This is a genomic window from Mucilaginibacter sp. P5_A6, from assembly GCF_056400585.1.
Map to the genome: position 1 here is coordinate 1 of NZ_JBFUKZ010000024.1, position 17,749 is coordinate 17,749.

General features: G+C 43.4%; 14 protein-coding genes. 6 read left to right on the forward strand and 8 right to left on the reverse strand.

The annotated features are described in order from the left end of the window. Positions 1–133: 133 nt before the first annotated feature. Positions 134–1,762: an acyl-CoA carboxylase subunit beta gene (locus AC1DO4_RS21860; RefSeq protein WP_477419701.1), complete on the reverse strand. Its 1,629-nt coding sequence runs from the start codon at positions 1,760–1,762 to the stop codon at positions 134–136. A gap of 205 nt (positions 1,763–1,967) precedes the next feature. Between AC1DO4_RS21860 and AC1DO4_RS21865 the strand changes: the two genes are divergently transcribed. Then, complete coding sequence (locus AC1DO4_RS21865; RefSeq protein ID WP_477419702.1) at positions 1,968–2,738, forward strand: C1 family peptidase; 771 nt, start codon at positions 1,968–1,970, stop codon at positions 2,736–2,738. Between the two features lie 197 nt (positions 2,739–2,935). Here the strand turns inward: AC1DO4_RS21865 and AC1DO4_RS21870 are convergent, their stop codons facing one another. Beyond that, positions 2,936–3,520 carry an LOG family protein gene (locus AC1DO4_RS21870; RefSeq protein ID WP_477419703.1) on the reverse strand — a complete coding sequence of 195 codons (585 nt, stop codon included), beginning with the start codon at positions 3,518–3,520 and terminating at the stop codon, positions 2,936–2,938. A gap of 269 nt (positions 3,521–3,789) precedes the next feature. Here AC1DO4_RS21870 and AC1DO4_RS21875 point away from each other — a divergent pair, with 269 nt between their 5' ends. Then, positions 3,790–4,554 carry a hypothetical protein gene (locus tag AC1DO4_RS21875; RefSeq protein ID WP_477419704.1) on the forward strand — a complete coding sequence of 255 codons (765 nt, stop codon included), beginning with the start codon at positions 3,790–3,792 and terminating at the stop codon, positions 4,552–4,554. A gap of 135 nt (positions 4,555–4,689) precedes the next feature. Here AC1DO4_RS21875 and guaB read toward each other — a convergent pair whose 3' ends face one another. The 3 genes from guaB to AC1DO4_RS21890 all read right to left on the reverse strand — a co-directional run bounded on the left by guaB (position 4,690) and on the right by AC1DO4_RS21890 (position 9,031). Continuing rightward, complete coding sequence (guaB, locus tag AC1DO4_RS21880) at positions 4,690–6,159, reverse strand: IMP dehydrogenase (RefSeq protein ID WP_477405263.1); 1,470 nt, start codon at positions 6,157–6,159, stop codon at positions 4,690–4,692. A gap of 201 nt (positions 6,160–6,360) precedes the next feature. Further along, the gene (locus AC1DO4_RS21885; RefSeq protein ID WP_477419705.1) at positions 6,361–7,644 is read right to left on the reverse strand and encodes a M16 family metallopeptidase; all 1,284 of its coding nucleotides are present in this window, start codon (positions 7,642–7,644) and stop codon (positions 6,361–6,363) included. 118 nt (positions 7,645–7,762) lie between these two features. Beyond that, on the reverse strand, positions 7,763–9,031 hold the full coding sequence (locus AC1DO4_RS21890; RefSeq protein ID WP_477419706.1) for a M16 family metallopeptidase: 1,269 nt from the start codon (positions 9,029–9,031) through the stop codon (positions 7,763–7,765). Positions 9,032–9,246: 215 nt separating this feature from the next. On the opposite strand from AC1DO4_RS21890, the gene AC1DO4_RS21895 reads away from it, so the two are divergent. Next, positions 9,247–9,795 carry a hypothetical protein gene (locus tag AC1DO4_RS21895; RefSeq protein WP_477419707.1) on the forward strand — a complete coding sequence of 183 codons (549 nt, stop codon included), beginning with the start codon at positions 9,247–9,249 and terminating at the stop codon, positions 9,793–9,795. Positions 9,796–9,927: 132 nt separating this feature from the next. On the opposite strand, the gene AC1DO4_RS21900 is transcribed toward AC1DO4_RS21895, so the two are convergent. Further along, positions 9,928–10,272, reverse strand: a complete 345-nt coding sequence (locus AC1DO4_RS21900; RefSeq protein WP_477405272.1) for a phosphoribosylpyrophosphate synthetase — start codon at positions 10,270–10,272, stop codon at positions 9,928–9,930. Between the two features lie 201 nt (positions 10,273–10,473). Next, entirely contained in the window at positions 10,474–12,084 is a 1,611-nt protein-coding gene (locus AC1DO4_RS21905; protein ID WP_477419708.1) for a hypothetical protein, read from the reverse strand. Positions 12,085–12,302: 218 nt separating this feature from the next. On the opposite strand from AC1DO4_RS21905, the gene AC1DO4_RS21910 reads away from it, so the two are divergent. Both AC1DO4_RS21910 and AC1DO4_RS21915 read left to right on the forward strand, forming a co-directional pair. Further along, positions 12,303–12,698: a hypothetical protein gene (locus AC1DO4_RS21910; protein WP_477419709.1), complete on the forward strand. Its 396-nt coding sequence runs from the start codon at positions 12,303–12,305 to the stop codon at positions 12,696–12,698. A 93-nt stretch (positions 12,699–12,791) separates the two neighbouring features. Continuing rightward, positions 12,792–12,980, forward strand: coding sequence for a hypothetical protein (locus tag AC1DO4_RS21915; protein ID WP_477419710.1), 189 nt, complete (start codon positions 12,792–12,794; stop codon positions 12,978–12,980). Between the two features lie 413 nt (positions 12,981–13,393). Here AC1DO4_RS21915 and clpB read toward each other — a convergent pair whose 3' ends face one another. Next, entirely contained in the window at positions 13,394–16,012 is a 2,619-nt protein-coding gene (gene clpB / locus AC1DO4_RS21920) for an ATP-dependent chaperone ClpB (protein WP_477419711.1), read from the reverse strand. Between the two features lie 142 nt (positions 16,013–16,154). Here clpB and AC1DO4_RS21925 point away from each other — a divergent pair, with 142 nt between their 5' ends. Then, entirely contained in the window at positions 16,155–17,483 is a 1,329-nt protein-coding gene (locus AC1DO4_RS21925) for a sensor histidine kinase (protein ID WP_477419712.1), read from the forward strand. Positions 17,484–17,749 lie beyond the last annotated feature (266 nt).

Genomic DNA, 17,749 nt, shown 5'->3' on the forward strand with positions numbered 1-17,749 from the left:
TCACCACTCACCACTCACCACTTCACCACTCACCACTCACCACTCACCACTCACCACTCACCACTCACCACTCACCACTCACCACTCACCACTCACCACTCACCACTCACCACTCACCACTCACCACTCACCACTACGTCTGTATCACCCCAACATTAAACGCCTTTTCAATCGGCGCGTGGTTGGCAGCTTCTATGCCCATCGAGATTACCTTACGGGTTTCCAGCGGATCGATGATACCATCAACCCAAAGTCTTGCGGCTGCGTAATATGGCGTGGTTTGCGAATTATACCTATCGGTGGTTTGCTTCAATAGTTCCTGCTCTTTTACATCATCTACCTCTTCCCCTTTTGCTTTTAAGCCCGCAGCCTGCATCTGAACCAATACTTTGGCTGCCTGTCCGCCGCCCATTACGGCAATTTTTGCTGATGGCCAGGCATAGATCAATCTCGGATCATAAGCCTTGCCGCACATAGCATAATTACCGGCACCGTAGGAGTTGCCTATTACAATAGTGAATTTGGGCACTACCGAATTGGCAACCGCGTTCACCATTTTAGCGCCGTCTTTTATAATACCGCCCTGCTCGCTCCGGCTGCCTACCATAAACCCCGTAACATCCTGCAGAAACACCAGCGGGATTTTCTTTTGATTACAGTTCATGATAAAGCGGGTTGCCTTATCTGCCGAGTCGGAGTAAATCACTCCTCCAAACTGCATCTCCCCTTTTTTCGATTTGATCACCTTGCGCTGGTTGGCTACAATACCCACAGCCCAGCCCTCAACCCGACCCAGACCACAGATGATAGACTTGCCATAACCTTCCTTGTATTCCTCAAATGCAGAATCGTCCAGCAGGCGCAGGATAATCTCCATCATATCATAAGCTTTCTCGCGGTTATCCGGCAGTATGCCATAAATATCTTTTGCATTTAATTTAGGGCTGGATGGCTTGATCCTGTCGAATCCGGCTTTGGTATAATCGCCCACCATGCTCATAATGTTGCGGATAGAATCGAGGCATGCCTGGTCATTGGGTTGCTTATAATCGGTAACACCCGAGATTTCGCAATGGGTTGTTGCGCCGCCTAATGTTTCGTTGTCCACATCTTCGCCAATGGCCGATTTTACCAGGTATGATCCCGCCAGGAAAACCGACCCGGTGCCTTCTACAATCATAGCCTCGTCGCTCATGATAGGCAAATAAGCGCCACCTGCCACACAGGAGCCCATAATGGCCGAGATCTGGATGATCCCCATACCGCTCATGATGGCATTATTACGAAATATGCGCCCAAAATGCTCTTTATCGGGAAAGATCTCATCCTGCAAGGGTAAATACACACCAGCCGAGTCAACCAGGTAAATAATAGGCAGGCGGTTTTCCATGGCTATTTCCTGGGCGCGCAGGTTTTTCTTGGCGGTTATCGGGAACCATGCGCCGGCCTTCACTGTGGCATCATTTGCTACAATTACACATTGCCGCCCGGACACATACCCAATACCACACACAACCCCGCCGGATGGGCAGCCGCCGTGCTCGGCATACATGCCATCGGCAGTTAAAGCGCCAATTTCAAGCCAGGGTTTATCGCTATCAATTAGGTAGGCCACACGTTCGCGGGCCAGCATTTTACCTTTTTCTTTTTGTTTGGCCGCTGCCTTTTCGCCGCCGCCCAAATGCACTTTTTTTAGCCTTGTGTTCAGCTCATAAACAAGCTGTTTGTTTATATCTTCATTAATGTTAAAAGCGATATCCATAATTGGTTTTTATAGAAAATGTAATTTAGAGAAAATTACCTGGACAAATCTAATTTTTAGTTGCCAGTTTTCGGGTCTTTTTTCACTTACCAAAATTGTATGATGGTACCTGGTACAATTACTTATTAAATTACGTAAAAACACGCATATATATTCACTAAAAACAATATAGCTTTACTTTAAATTAATATAAACCCCTACCACCATGATACAGCAAACCAAACGATACGGCTGGACACCCGACCTGCCCGATCACCGCGATTTAAAGTACGCCATTGTACGTCCCGAAGCTTTGGCAAAACCCCTACCTCCGTTAGTAGACATGCGCCTGCAGTGCCCGGCTGTTTATGACCAGGGCCAGTTGGGTTCATGTACAGCCAACGCCATAGGCGGGGCTTTTCAGTTTGAATTGATGAGGCAAAAACTGCCTGTGTTTAATCCCTCGCGCCTGTTTATTTATTATAACGAGCGTGTACTGGAAAATCATGTAAAAGAAGATAGCGGCGCCCAGCTACGCGATGGCATTAAATCTGTAGCTACGCAGGGTGTTTGCGATGAAAAGCTTTGGCCGTATGACATCAGCAAGTTTGCTAAAAAACCTAAAAAGAAATTATATACCCTGGCCCAAAAAAATCAGGCTATTCAGTATACCCGCTTAAACAATATGAATATTACCGAGTTAAAATCGTGCCTGGCAACCGGTAATCCTTTTGTTTTTGGCTTTACTGTTTACCAGGCTTTTGAAGGGAGCACAGTTGCCCAAACAGGCGTACTAAATATGCCCGGAAAAAATGAAAGCGTTTTGGGAGGCCATGCCGTAATGGCGGCTGGCTATGATGATAAAAAGAAGGCCTTTATTATTCGGAATAGCTGGGGCGACGGCTGGGGGCAAAAAGGGTATTTTTATATGCCCTATGATTACATAACCAGTACCGACCTGGCCGACGACTTTTGGACCATAAGTAAGGTGGAGTGAGTTTTTTGGGAGGAAGGATTTTTGGACAAAGGACTTTCGGACTTTCGGACGTTCGGACAAAGGATTAAAGACGGAAGGACAAGCAAAGTCAACATATTCAGCGCCTTTATCCTTTGTCTTTCGTCCGAAAGTCTTTTGTCTGAAAGTCCGAAAATCCTTTGTCCGAACGTCCGAAAATCCTTTGTCAAACTAAAGACTTAAGTCAGGTTTCTGTCCCTGAACCAAACTTCATCAGGAGTGGCATTAAAACTGTCCATCAGGTTTACCAGTTCGATGGGGTCGCCGGAGGTTATTACCAGTTCGCGGTTGGTGGGTTTAAGGAATTTTTGTTCTACCATTACATCCAGTTGTTTTAATAATGAATCATAGTATCCACCCACATTAAGCAAACCAATGGGATGATTATGTAAACCTAACTGCAGCCACGTTAAAACTTCAAAAAACTCTTCGAGGGTACCTAAACCACCGGGAAGCGTGATGATACCTTCGCACAGGTCGTTCATCATTTGTTTGCGCTGGTGCATGTTTTCAACAATATGCAGCTCGGTTAAACCGGTGTGGCCAACTTCCTTGTCCATCAAAAATTGAGGGATCACGCCTATCGCTTTACCACCCCTGCTTAAAATAGCATCGGCAAGCAGGCCCATAACACCAACCTTGCCGCCGCCGAATACCAAAGTAATATTACGACTCACCATAACTTCGGCCAGTTGATCAATTGCTTCTTTCAATAAAGGGTCGCCGTTAAAGTTGGCGCCGCAGAATACGCAGATAGATTTCATTGTTCAATTATAACAAAAATTCCTTGCCCCTGAATTAAGCTTTTATTAACTCTTGCAGGCAAATAGCTTTTAGATTATTTATTTAAAGGGTCAAAATCCAGAAAAATAAATAAAAAAGTTTGACCTTAAATATTGGCAAATAGCGATGGGTTTGAAACCCATCGCTATGGTGAAGGCCTCAATCGAATTTTAAAAACGAGTTCCTGTTAACTCTTATTATTATGGTTTAGCCTAATGTTATTATTTATATCTTTAAAAAAACATATCTCATGAAAAAAATACTAACCTTATCAACTATGCTAATAATGAGTTATCTATCATCATTAGCACAAACCATTGTTAACCCACAGGTGGAAAGCAGTGACGACTATAACAGTTCCATAACCAAAGTGGAAACTGATGCAAAATTTACGGTTGTAAACTTTGAGTACACCGCCAGTTCTGATAATTCCTGGGCACAACTCAATAAAGAGATCTACATTCAAACCGACCAGAGTAATGCACATTACAACTATGTAAAATCTGAAAATATAGCCATGGTACCTGCCAAACACACTTTAGCCAAAGCCGGCGAAAAGCTTTTATTTAAAGTATATTTTCAAAAAATACCACAAGCCACAAAATCAATGGATATTATTGAAAGGGCTGGCAGAAGAACCGATGGCATTTCATTTTTTAACTTTTATAATGTAAGCTTAACCCAATCAGTCCCCGAAGGAACAAAAGTAAAAGTAACTGATGTTGTATTAATGCCGCCGCCCCCGGTTGACAGAGTTGAACAAGCTTTAAATGGCACGAATGAGATGGCAAATGCTATGAGTGCAATGGGTCCAATGTACACATCTATGGCAAAAAGCATGCTTGATGCACAATTTGCTTACTACAAGCAACCCGGTAAAATAGCCGAGATTGCCAAACTAAACAAAGAATATTTTGACGCGCTTATAAAAGAAGGCTTTACAAATGACCAGGCTTTAAAAATAATAACATCCAATAGCTTAATTCCAAAGTCGGCATCAGTTAACGGCCAATAAAATTATAAGCTAAAAGCAGAATGCGAAAAGCTAAAAGCTAATATTTTGATTATCAATAAAGAAAAAAGCCTGTAAGGTTATAATAAACTTTACAGGCTTTGCTATTTTAATTGCAGTACAGTATTTTCCCGGGAATTACCTGGTATAGTTAGGCGCTTCCTTAGTAATTGTAATATCGTGCGGATGGCTTTCACGCATTCCTGCTGCAGTGATACGTACAAATTTGGCGCGTTGCAGGTCTTCAATATTGGCAGCACCACAGTAGTGCATACCAGCACGTAAACCGCCTATGTATTGGAATATCACTTCGGCCATGTTGCCTTTAAAGGGTACGCGGCCAACAATGCCTTCTGGTACCAGTTTGGTAACCACATCGGTTTCATCCTGGAAGTAGCGGTCTTTTGATCCTTTTGCCATCGCCTCAACCGAACCCATACCACGGTATGATTTAAATTTACGGCCTTCGTATATAATGGTTTCGCCCGGTGATTCTTCCACACCTGCAAACAGTGAGCCTGCCATAATGGTGCTTGCACCAGCTGCTATGGCTTTTACAATATCTCCGGTTTGTTTGATACCTCCATCGGCAATAACTGGGATACCGCGACCTTCTAATGCTTTGGCACATTCATAAACGGCATACAGTTGAGGTACACCCACACCCGCAATAATACGGGTTGTACAAATAGACCCCGGACCGATACCCACCTTAACCGCATCGGCACCGGCATCAGCCAAAGCAATTGCAGCATCGGCAGTGGCAATATTACCGGCAATAACCTGTAATTGAGGATGTAAGCTTTTAACAGCTTTCACCATATCGATAACTCCTTTTGAGTGACCGTGAGCTGTATCAACAACCACGACATCAACACCGGCATTGTATAAAGCGGTAACACGGTCGATGTTATCTGCCGCAACCCCAACAGCCGCGCCAACACGCAAACGGCCAAATGAATCTTTACACGCGTTAGGGAAGTTTTTAACCTTCTGGATATCTTTATAAGTAATTAAGCCTACCAGCTTGCCATCTTTATTTACTACCGGTAGTTTTTCTATTTTGTTGCCTTGTAATATTGCAGTAGCCTCAGTTAAAGTTGTTCCTTCAGGTGCAATGATCAGGTTAGTTTTGGTCATCACATCGCTAACAGGCAGCGTCATATCTTTCTGGAAACGCAGGTCGCGGTTGGTTATGATACCTTTAAGTTTGTGCTCTGCATCAATAACCGGGATGCCACCTATGCTAAACTCCCTCATGATCTGGAACGCATCTGCAAGTAGCGCATCCTCCATCAATGTAACGGGGTCCTGGATCATACCGCTTTCAGACCGTTTTACCTTACGTACCTCATCAGCCTGTGCCTGTATGGTCATGTTTTTATGCAAAATACCAATACCACCAGCCTGGGCAATGGCAATTGCCAGCCCTGCTTCTGTAACGGTATCCATAGCGGCCGAAATAATAGGAATGTTTAAACGGATGCTTTTTGTTAAAAAAGTACCTGTGTTAACATCGCGCGGTAGTACTTCAGAATAAGCGGGGAGTAGTAAAACGTCGTCGTAGGTTAATCCTTCGGCAACAAATTTGGATGGGTCTAACTGCATAGCAAATAATTATTTTGGAGTTATTATTTGCCGGGCAAAGCTAACTAAAATTAAGGGGATTTGAAAATTTGGCAATTTGAAAATTTGAAAATATGTCAATCAGATGATTAGGCAATTTATAAGATAACGAATTTGAAGATTTAAAAATTAAACATATTGTTCCATTTTCAAATCTTCAAATCAGCGAATTTTCAAATTCAATCAATATTTACCTACTATCACCTTATGAAAACTCTCAAAATGAAAATATTTATTGGCCAGTTCCTGCAGTTGCAGGGTGGTAACATTTTTTACTGTGGCTGCATATTTGTCGTAGTAATCATAATCAAGATCGGCAAAATAAATACTTTTAAACTTATCGGCATGCGAGAAAACATTCTCCAGGCTACCCAGTAGTGAACCCAGCATGTAGTTACGCACCAGGTCGAGCTCTTCATCGGGTATCAGTTCGGTTTTTAATATATTGATCTCTTTTTCAATTTCGGTAATGGCTGCCTTGCAAACATCTGCCCCTACTTCGGTAGCTATAAAAAATGAGGCTCCCTGTTTAAATGGCCCCAGTCCCGAACCTATACCATAAGTATATCCCTTATCCTCGCGAATATTGGCCATCAGCCTCGATCCAAAGTAGCCTCCCAAAACCGTGTTTAAAACCTGTAAAGGCTGAAAATCGGGATGGCTGCGGGTAATTACAGGTGTACCTATCCTAATGGCCGATTGTAAGGCATCAGGCTTTTCGGTAAAATAAAACAGATCTTTGGATGCTTCAATCGGGGGTTGAGTAGTATCTGCAGGTGCATCACCGTTAGTCCATCCTTTATCAAAAGTATCGGTGATAAGTGATAAGGTTTCCGGCTCAATTTTACCCGCAATTATTATAGTACAGTTTGATGGCTGATATTGTTGTTTATAATGGGCCAGCAGATCATCGCGCTGCAATGTTTTATAATTATCAAAGCTGGCGCCTAAGCCATAAATGGTATCGCCATAAACGGCTTTGTTAAAATCCCGCCGGGCTACAACATCATTTTTTTGCAGGCTAACCTGTAGCTTTTGCTGTTGGTTACGCTTAAACGTTTCCAGTTCCTTCACCGGGAAAACAGAATCGGTAAGCAGATCCATAATAACCGGTAACGTGCTATGCAAATGCTTATTTAAGCTGTATAGCGTAACCACCGAATTTTCGTAACCATAATCAACCTGCAAAAAGGCGCCGTAAAAGTCTATCTTATCTGCTATTTGCGCTGCGTTCAAGGTGCTGGTTCCCTCGGTAAGCATGGTATTAGCCGCCATATTTAACAGCGGATTTGCCGGGTTAAAACGCAGGTTTCCAAAAATCCACTCTATACGTACCAGTTCCTGGTCGCCCGAGTTAAAACAATAAATATTGCAGCCATTATCAAGCTTTTTATGCCCGGGCCTTATCAGGGTTATATTATCGATAGCCTTAAAATCTGGGGCTAATGTTCTATCTATTTGGGTCATTGGTCAATTGTCATTAGTCATTGGTTTTCTTCTGAAACGGAATTCTTCGAATTAAAGAATTTGCAGAATTATAGGATGAAGAAAATTCGAAAAATTCTTTAATTCAATAAATTCTGGTTCAGACTAACTCTGATTCAGGCATCTCCGCAGTTTGCTCCGCCAGGTAAACCAGCGTTGATGAATTGTCTTTCCTGAATATTTTATTGGCTACCGCTTTAATTTGCTCGCTGGTTACGGCCAGGTATTTTCCTGTTTCCTGGTTAAGCAAGCCGGCATCGCCAAGTAACTCAAACGAGGCCAGGTTCATGGCTTTATCCAGTAACGACATTTCAGAGAACACCATGGTTGATTCTGTTTTGTTTTGCACCTTGGTTAATTCATCTGCCGGCACCCCGGTATGCTTAACTTTCTCCAGTTCGTCCCACAGTGCAGCTTCGGCTTGCTCAATGCTGATGTTTTCCAGTGGCTTACCTTCCAGTACAAACATGCCTTTATCCAGGCTGCTGGTAATGTAGGCATGCACCTCGCTAAAAATCTGCTTATCCTGCACTAAACTTCGGTACAGGCGCGATGAGTGGCCGCGCGAAAGTATATCGCTCAACAGCTCCACTGCGTAATAATCCTCATCTAAACGGGCGCCCATCTGGAAAGCGATATAAACATCATTTAAAGGCACTTTGGCGGTTACCGTTTCACGGCGTTCTTCGTGCTGATCTGGTTCCTGCGGCAGGTTACGGGTGTACTTTTCGCCCGCGGGTATCGGCCCAAACCATTTCTCTGATAGTTGCTTTACTTCTTCGGTTGTTACGTTGCCGCCCACTACCATAATGGCATTTTGTGGATTATAGTGTTTCTTGAAAAACGCTTTTACGTCCTCAATCCGCGCATCCTCAATATGTTTGATGGTTTTACCTATGGTAGCCCACCTGTAAGCGTGCTCTTTATAAACCAGCGGACGAAGCTTTAACCAAACATCGCCATAAGGCTGATTAAGGTAGCGCTGCTTAAACTCCTCTATTACCACATTGCGCTGCACCTCAAGGCTTTTTTCGCTAAAAGCCAGGCTGAGCATCCGGTCGCTTTCGAGCCAGAAAGCAGTTTCGATATTAGCAGATGGCAGGGTGATATAATAGTTGGTGATATCGTTGCTGGTAAAGGCATTGTTTTCACCGCCTACCCTTTGCAGGGGTTCATCATAGCTGGGAATATTTACCGATCCACCAAACATCAGGTGCTCAAACAAATGGGCAAAGCCGGTTTGGTCGGGATTTTCATCGCGGGCACCAACATCATATAGTATGTTGAGCACCGCCATAGGGGTAGTATTATCTTCGTGAACAATAACCCGCAGGCCATTATCCAATGTAAACCGGTTGAACTTAACCATGGACAGTCATATTTAAAACAAAGCAAATGTAAAAATTTTGTTGATATAGTTGTTTGATGCAAAAAAAGTCCGAAAGTCGGGAAAGTCCGGAAGTCGGAAAGTCCAAAAAGTGGGTAAAGTTGGAAAAGTTATCATGAAATATTTATTAAAATCTTCCTTACCTTGTGATACCAGACCCCGATCATCGGACTTTACTAACTTTCGGACTAAAAAACATGACACAAGCAGAGCTCATTAAAAAAATAACCAGCATAATTGGCAAACCCAAGGTGCTTGAGCTTAGCAGGATATTAAAAGAACAGCACTTTGCTTTACGCGATTTAATCGATATTACTTTTCAACAGGATAAAGCTGTTGCATTCAGGGCGGTGTGGATACTGGAAAATATTTTTTTATCAGATCCGGAAATTTATCTCGACGACCTGCACTATATGATCTCGCGGTTCGGCGAAGTGAAACACCCCGGATGTCAGCGCCATTATGCCAAAATAATAATGCACATTACTGATGCAAAGGCCCCGAAGTCGTTGCAATTAAAGCTTCAGGAAATCAACTTTGAACCGGTGGTTGAGCAACTGTTTGACTGGATGATAAACCCCAGGGCAAAAGTTGCTGTAAAAATATTTGCAGCTTATGCCTTATACAATTTAAAGGATTCATTCCCCTGGGTTAAAGAAGAACTTACCGCCCAAATGGAGTTTTTAATGCGCAACGGCAGCGCAGCCATACAGACAGGCGGAAAGAAGATTTTGAAGGACTTGTAGTATCGAATGTGCAGATTTCAGATGTGCAGATGACTGAGCGTCGAATGTGCAGATGTGCAAATTTCAAATATGCAAATGATTATCAAAAGACTTCATTTGCACATCTGAAATTTATAATCTGCACATCTAATCTTACTCATGCGGCCTATCCTCACCGTGCAAATTATGGCTTACCTGGCCGTGGCGTAGCTTAGCGTGTATGGCAGATGAACTATCATCGGCATAAGTACCATAGGCATTTACCAATACGCCCTTAAGGCTATATTTTGGAGATGACACCGCATAAACTATCGACATATCATCGGGATTGCTGGCGCCTTCAAAACGGTAAAACTCGTCAATTATAAAATCGTCGGCCCCCATGTGAATAGCCTGGGATTTATCGTCTATTGTATCGCCTTCCAGGCTAAGGTTAGCCGTATATCCCCGTTTGAAAAGATCATTGGTGGCATCAAGTAAGCTTTCGTAATTTTTCATGGTGGTGATGTTTTGTTTAAGTAACAGCAATTGATACTGCCTTTATTTGTGTAACCAATGAACTATTGATGTTGTTTTGATTTTATGAATAATAAGCCTCCTGTAAAGCTGTATTAAACAAAATGTCTCATTGCATTTAAGCAACGAGACATTTTGTTTATTTAAGGTCCTCCCTTTTTGAAGAGGTTTAGGTGAGGCTATTTACTGCGCCTTAGCCAGCCACAGCGAAGCATTTAAATGCAAAGCCGGGTGCGAAGTATAACCCGAAGGTGCATCGCCAGACCAGCCATTAAACAGGTTATCGTTGGTATCGCCTGTGCCGTCATCGGCCGGTGAGCTATCACCAATAAATACAACCCTACCGCTGCCATATGTTGCTAAAAGTGCCATTGCATTGGCCGTCCCGCCATTAGTGGCACTATTGCGCCAGAATAAGCCCTGCACGCTTGCGTTATTTGCAGGGTACAACGTAGCAGTTGATCCGTTATAGAAAGCCAGTTTTGAAGCCGTACCAGCCGCGCCGTTTAACACTATCTGCGCATTGGTATTGGTACCTGTATAAACGTTGGTTGAAGGGCCTTCACTGATATCAACATAATTGATATTGAAACCAAAAGGATTGCTGTTATTGATCCCATTGTTAGTCATCAAATCGTTCCATACGCGGGGCGAATCGTAACCATCGCCATCCCTGTCAGACGGGTTGTAACCATTGGCATCGGTACCGGCAGTTGTAGCTGCGGTATGGTCGGCTATCATAAACAAGCCGCCACCATTGGCAACAAAATTCATTAAAGCAGTTTTCTCCGCAGCAGTGAATAAACGGTTAGGCTCAACAACCACAAATACATCATAATTGCTCAAATCCTGCGCGTTTGCAGTACCATAGGTAATGGCTGTTCCACCTGGCAATGATTCTACCAGCTCACCGCGTTTTACCAGTTCAACAGCCCATGCCGAAATAGCGCCTTTCCAATAGGTTTCGGCAGTGCCGGCAGTAATGCCAGTATATGATGCTGTTGGTATGCGTTGTGCTTTTGTTTCAACAGTTGTACCGCCGGTATAAAGTGGCACACTTTCGGTACCATCGGCGTCAATTTGCCAATCGGCGCTGCCTGCATTTTCCAGGTGACTTGCATCAAACAGGAATTTTTTACCTGTAAGTACAGTACCACCGCCGGTGCCGCCATTATCATTTATGGTAATATCATCAATATCTACACGATTAGTGCCGCCGCTTAGTTTGCGGATCTCGATACGGGCAGTGCCGGTTACGCCGGTAATGGTAAAAGTTGATAAGGTTAAGGTTGAAGTAGTGGTTATGGTTGATCCGGCCTGTGTCCAGCTGCTGCCGCCGTTTACAGAATAAAATAAGCCCCAGGTACTGGCGCCATCGCTGCCGTAAGTACCGCTTTTAATAGTAACGGTGCTGATGCCTGTGGTAACATCAAACAACATGGTTATTTTACCTGTGTTGCGGATACGTGCTGCCCATGAACCAGCTTTAAGATCGCCGGCAAGGTTACCTATTAAGGCATCATACAGATTCCATGAGTTGCCAGACAAGGTTACATTATCGCCGCTGCTTGAACCTGTAGGCGAAACATCATAAGCCGTTTTAGGACTGGTTGCCCCTACTTCGAAACCCTGTGTAAGTGATACCGCCTGGATTTTAAGTTTTGTTACCGATGCTGTTTTGTTATCGGCAGCACTTTGAACCGGCTGATTTGCATTTTTTTGACAACCAGAAGCCAACGCTCCGGCAAAAGCTAAGGCAGCAAAAAGCAGCCTCGGATTTGTAAATTTTAGCATAGTGTGTTTTTAAAGTGATTTATGTATAAGTTTATATTTATTAACCGTGCATCAAACTTCATGATAATTAAGAACTTAATCATTGCCAATATATTAACTTATTGTTAAATATGATTGCTTTAGTTAACAAAATCATGAGGGAGACAGGTGTTGATGTGCAGAATAAATTAACTGTAATTACAACTTAATAAACCATTCGCAATCACGTATATTTACACGTGATTAATAGCGAAATAGTTCTCAATTTAAAAAGCAATATCAGCAAGTACTTGCTGGCGTTTATTTTATTGCTTGGATTTTTCGCTATCCAGGGTCATGCAAATAGCAGCCAGGTAAACAATAGCAGCACAGATACCGAGGTGCCGGCCAAAAAGCAATCTGTATTAAAAAATTGCATCAGTTACAAAAGAGCCTCCTTAGCTTCCTGTAAAAACGTTATTATTTACTTCATACCCAGGGAGAATTTCGAGCAGCGCATATTGCTTCATAATAAAGTTATCATAAATAAGTTTGAGCATTTAAAGCAGCTTTTCCCATCGTATAAAAGTGATACTAATTATTTGTTCTTTACCCCCATCTACGCTGCCGATCAGGACCTCCCACGCATCGGTTAATTCCTTCCTGTTTCCCAATTTATTGAATTAAGTAAAATTTATTTAACGGTTTAACTGTGCCTTAAGGCCTGCTAAACGCATACTGCTATCTGCATGAAAAAGCTTAAAAAGCTGTTAAGGCTTATTTGCCTTGCCCTATTTTTAATACTGGCTGTAACAGGCATTTCCATAGCCGGCGCCGCTCCTATCCTTGCTAAAAACGAAGAACGTTTTAATAACAACGAAACGCTGATAGAAATGGTTGATGAGAAGAAGGAAGATGAGGAAGAGGAAAAACGGTAATGGTTTAAAAAACCGCCTTATTAAATCGCCGGGCGATAAAATCCGGAGACGCTAAATCAGGAAATGGTGCGCTGGGTTTATGCCCCAATAATAACCACGTCACTGCGAGCGCAACGCGGCAATCGCGAACTGTGCAGATCGGCTCTGTAAGTTGGGGATTGCTTCGTACCTCGCAATGACATGACTGTAAGTTACTGACCATCAATATAAAAAATCGTCATTGCGAGGAGGAACGACGAAGCAATCCCGAACTATACAGGGCGAATTTGCAAGCGCACCTGCTTATTGGGGATTGCTTCGTTCCTCGCAATGACGGTTCAAAAAATCACGTCATCCCCATTTTTTCCAGGATTACCCTAATGGACACTCGCAATGACGATTATTATTTATAGACGATTATTTATTTCTACTTATTATTTCACCGGCTCCGGAGCCGCCTTAGGCGTGTTCAAAAACACAAAGTTGTTATCAAACATATCAACCTTGATGGTGCTGTCCTTATCTACCTTACCGGCCAGGATTTGCTTCGATAGCTCGTTCAGGATCTTTTTCTGGATGACGCGTTTTAGCGGACGGGCGCCAAACTGTGGATCGTAGCCTAACTGGCCCAGCCAATCGAGAGCCTCGTCCGAAGCCTCCATGGTGATGCCCATTTCGGCCAGGGTTTCTTTCACGTGGTTAAACTGCAGTTTCACAATGTCATGGATCTCATCGCGGCTAAGCGGAGTAAACATGATGATCTCATCAATACGGTTCAAAAACTCGGGACGGATAGTTGCCCTTAACAGGGTAAACAGTTCGTTCTTTGTTTTGGCTATCAGTTCATCACGGTTTTCATCTTCCAACGCCTGGAAGTTTTCCTGGATAATGGTTGATCCTATGTTTGATGTCATGATGATGATGGTGTTTTTGAAGTTTACCACACGGCCTTTATTATCAGTTAAGCGGCCATCATCCAACACCTGCAGCAGGATATTAAACACATCCGGATGCGCTTTTTCAATTTCGTCCAGCAGTACCACGCTGTATGGTTTACGGCGCACAGCCTCGGTTAACTGACCGCCTTCATCATAACCCACATAGCCGGGGGGCGCTCCTATCAGCCTTGAAACAGCATGGCGCTCCTGGTATTCACTCATATCTATCCTCACCAATGCACCTTCATCATTAAACAGGTATTCGGCCAATGCCTTTGCCAGCTCGGTTTTACCCACCCCGGTTGTACCTAAAAATATAAACGATCCAATTGGCCTGCGTTTATCCTGTAAACCGGCACGGCTGCGGCGTATAGCATCGCTAATAGCTTCAATGGCTTCCTGCTGGCCTGCCACGCGTTTGTGTAACTCATCTTCCAGGCTCAGTAGTTTTTCGCGCTCGCTCTGGATCATTTTGCTAACCGGGATACCTGTCCAGCGGCTTACCACTCCCGCAATATCGTCGGCCGTTACTTCTTCCTTAAGCATGCGGCTGTCGCTCTGGTTTTCCAGCAGGGCAGCCTTTAGTTTTTCAACTTCGGCCTGTGCCTGTACAATGGTTCCGTAGCGCAATTCGGCTACTTTGCCATAGTCGCCTGCACGTTCGGCCTGCTCAGCTTCCTGCTTATAGTGTTCTATCAGCTCAACTTTTGTATTAATGCCATCAACAAGGTCTTTTTCGGCCTTCCATTTGGCCCGCAATGAATCGCGCTGTGCAGATAGATTGGCAATCTCCTTGCTTAACTCGGTAACCTTGTGGTCATCCTTTTCACGCTTTATGGCTTCGCGCTCAATCTCCAGTTGCATAATGCGGCGTTCCAGCTCATCAACCACTTCTGGCACCGAATCCATTTCCAGGCGCAGTTTTGAAGCGGCTTCGTCCATCAGGTCAATAGCCTTATCCGGTAAAAACCTGTCGGAGATATAACGCTGCGACATTTCTACCGCGGCTATAATCGCCTCATCTTTTATCCGCACTTTGTGGTGGGTTTCGTACCGTTCTTTTAAGCCACGTAAAATAGATATGGCATCGGCAATATCCGGCTCTTCAACCATCACTTTTTGAAAGCGGCGTTCAAGGGCTTTATCTTTTTCTAAATATTTCTGGTATTCATTAAGTGTGGTTGCGCCTATTGATCTTAGTTCGCCACGGGCCAAAGCCGGTTTTAATATATTGGCCGCATCCATGGCGCCTTCGCCGCCGCCAGCACCTACAAGGGTATGAATCTCATCAATAAACAGGATAATCTCGCCATCACTTTGCGTAACTTCTTTAATAACGGCTTTAAGGCGTTCTTCAAACTCACCTTTGTATTTGGCGCCTGCTATAAGCGCACCCATATCCAGCGAATAAACCACCTTGGTTTTCAGGCTCTCGGGCACATCCCCTTTGATGATCCTGAAAGCAATACCTTCGGCAATTGCAGTTTTACCAACACCAGGCTCGCCAACCAATATGGGGTTATTTTTTGTACGGCGGGACAGGATCTGGATCACCCTGCGGATCTCCTCGTCCCTGCCAATAACCGGGTCAAGCTTGCCCGATTCGGCATACTCATTAAGGTTACGGGCATATTTGTTAAGCGCGTTGTAAGTAGCCTCGGCATTCTGGTCGGTTACTTTGCTATCTCCGCGTAAGCCGATAATAGCTTTTTTCAGATCTTTTTCGTTTACCCCAAAATCTTTAAGCGCGGTGCTTACCTTGCCCCCTGCTGCCAGCAAACCCAATAATATATGCTCAACAGATACAAATTCATCTTTAAATTCCTTTAAATATCCCTGCGCTTTCTGCAGAGCCGAATTGCTGTCGGAAGATAAATAAACGTTACTGCCGCTTACTTTAGGGAACGATGCTATCTGCGTATCCAGTGTATCATTCAGGCGGTTAAGGTTAACGTTTAGTTTTTTTAATAAATACGAAATAACATTTTCATCAACCAGCAACAATCCCTTTAACAGGTGCGCTGGTTCAATTGCCTGCTGCTGGTTGCCGGTGGCAATTTCTGAAGCCTTTTGAACGGCTTCCTGGGCTTTTATTGTAAAGTTGTTAAAATTCATAGTAGTTGGTGTTAGTCAAATCGCTTGCCAGTTTTTAAAGCCTGATAAAAAGTCATACAAAAATAATTTGAAGCGCCATTTTGACGCTACCTGGTAAACAATTGTTATTTTTTGATATTTTTGAAGAGCCCAATAAATTCTGATGCTGAACACGCGTTTCTTTTTTAATAGTCTGCCGGCAAAATACCAGTCGTTATACCGGAACTTTTATACGTATCAAAATTTAATTGCCATAAGGGCGGCCGGCATCATATTTTTATTATTAAACATAACAATAAGAATACTGTACCTGGTTTTCCCGGCAAGCCTTACAAAGGCTCAAAACTTTCCCGAATTTAACACAAGTAACTGGGTATTCCTCGTCATTACGCCTGTTTTTCTGATAATTAGCAACTTGCTTATAGTTGATTACAAAAAGCATAAAAAAGGCACCCAGCTGATGGCATTTGTTGTGTTTTTGTTTTCGTTATATATCATTACCTGTGGCATGTATTCCAGTTTTATTGCCACATCAGACCCGGGCAACTCACTTACCCTTTACCTGGTTGCTTTGTGCCTTATAAGTGCCATCTGTGTAATGGAGTATTATGAAACCATTATACTGATCATCGCGATTGAGTTGTTTTTTACGGCCTTGTTATTATACAGTCAGGCATCGCCTACCCAAATGCTTTATAACCAGTTAGTATCCGTTATATTATTATCGGCCTTTTACCTTACATCCAGGTATTTTTTCACTTACAAATCCAATAGTTATCAGCAGGTCATTCAGATAAAGGAAAAAAACGAGCAGATTGAAAAAGCAAACGGGTTTAAAAACCAGGTATTGGGGATGGTGGCCCATGATCTGCGCAACCCCATAGCGGCGGTGGAATCCATTGCAATGATGATGGAAATGGATGAGATAACTGAGGATACGCGCGATAACCTGGCAATGGTAAAAACATCGTGCGCAAAAGCAAGGTCGATAATTGACGATTTGCTGGAGGCCGCACGTAATGACAACGACAATGTTATTGTTACCGAAAGGACGGAGTTGAATAAACTACTTAAAACAGCTGTACAAAGCTGGAAAAACCACCTGAAAGCCGATATATTATTCACCAGCAGTATAAACCCTGTTTTTGTATCAATTAACAAGGAAAAATTTTACCGGATTATTGATAACCTGGTAAGCAATGCTGTTAAATTTTCAAAGGATGACGACCGCATTGACATCAGACTGAGCGAAGCTGACAACGAAATTGTGATGGAGGTACAAGATTATGGTATGGGCATATCCACAGAAATGTTGCCCGAAATATTTACCCGTTTTACTAAAGCAGGGCGCCCCGGCATCAGGGGGGAAAAATCAACCGGCCTGGGCCTCAGCATCGTTCGGCAGATAGTTGAAAGCCACAATGGCACCGTAAACGTTGAAAGCTACGAAGGTAAAGGATCTATTTTTGTGGTTAAGCTGCCTGTTGGGTAGATGGTCATTGGTCATTTCGCTGCGCTGTCATTAGTCATTGGTAGCTGCAGCTTTTTTTCATGCGATTTGTAAAATTYGGGAACACTGAAAGGGAAGTGACGTTTTGAAAAATTTGTCATCCTGAACGTAGTGAAGGATCTAGTCGTAGACTGTGCAGGGCGAAGAAGCATGGCGAATATCAGATCCTTCACTACGTTCAGGATGACAAAAGTTTTTTTTCAAATACTGAAAGTCTGGAGGTCTGCAACTAACTTGTCATGAATGCC

Excerpts from the sequence above, each read along its gene's own strand:
- AC1DO4_RS21860 (WP_477419701.1), bottom strand. The coding sequence starts at position 1,762 with ATGGATATCGCTTTTAACATTAATGAAGATATAAACAAACAGCTTGTT.
- AC1DO4_RS21865 (WP_477419702.1), top strand. The coding sequence starts at position 1,968 with ATGATACAGCAAACCAAACGATACGGCTGGACACCCGACCTGCCCGAT.
- AC1DO4_RS21870 (WP_477419703.1), bottom strand. The coding sequence starts at position 3,520 with ATGAAATCTATCTGCGTATTCTGCGGCGCCAACTTTAACGGCGACCCT.
- AC1DO4_RS21875 (WP_477419704.1), top strand. The coding sequence starts at position 3,790 with ATGAAAAAAATACTAACCTTATCAACTATGCTAATAATGAGTTATCTA.
- guaB (WP_477405263.1), bottom strand. The coding sequence starts at position 6,159 with ATGCAGTTAGACCCATCCAAATTTGTTGCCGAAGGATTAACCTACGAC.
- AC1DO4_RS21885 (WP_477419705.1), bottom strand. The coding sequence starts at position 7,644 with ATGACCCAAATAGATAGAACATTAGCCCCAGATTTTAAGGCTATCGAT.
- AC1DO4_RS21890 (WP_477419706.1), bottom strand. The coding sequence starts at position 9,031 with ATGGTTAAGTTCAACCGGTTTACATTGGATAATGGCCTGCGGGTTATT.
- AC1DO4_RS21895 (WP_477419707.1), top strand. The coding sequence starts at position 9,247 with ATGACACAAGCAGAGCTCATTAAAAAAATAACCAGCATAATTGGCAAA.
- AC1DO4_RS21900 (WP_477405272.1), bottom strand. The coding sequence starts at position 10,272 with ATGAAAAATTACGAAAGCTTACTTGATGCCACCAATGATCTTTTCAAA.
- AC1DO4_RS21905 (WP_477419708.1), bottom strand. The coding sequence starts at position 12,084 with ATGCTAAAATTTACAAATCCGAGGCTGCTTTTTGCTGCCTTAGCTTTT.
- AC1DO4_RS21915 (WP_477419710.1), top strand. The coding sequence starts at position 12,792 with ATGAAAAAGCTTAAAAAGCTGTTAAGGCTTATTTGCCTTGCCCTATTT.
- clpB (WP_477419711.1), bottom strand. The coding sequence starts at position 16,012 with ATGAATTTTAACAACTTTACAATAAAAGCCCAGGAAGCCGTTCAAAAG.
- AC1DO4_RS21925 (WP_477419712.1), top strand. The coding sequence starts at position 16,155 with ATGCTGAACACGCGTTTCTTTTTTAATAGTCTGCCGGCAAAATACCAG.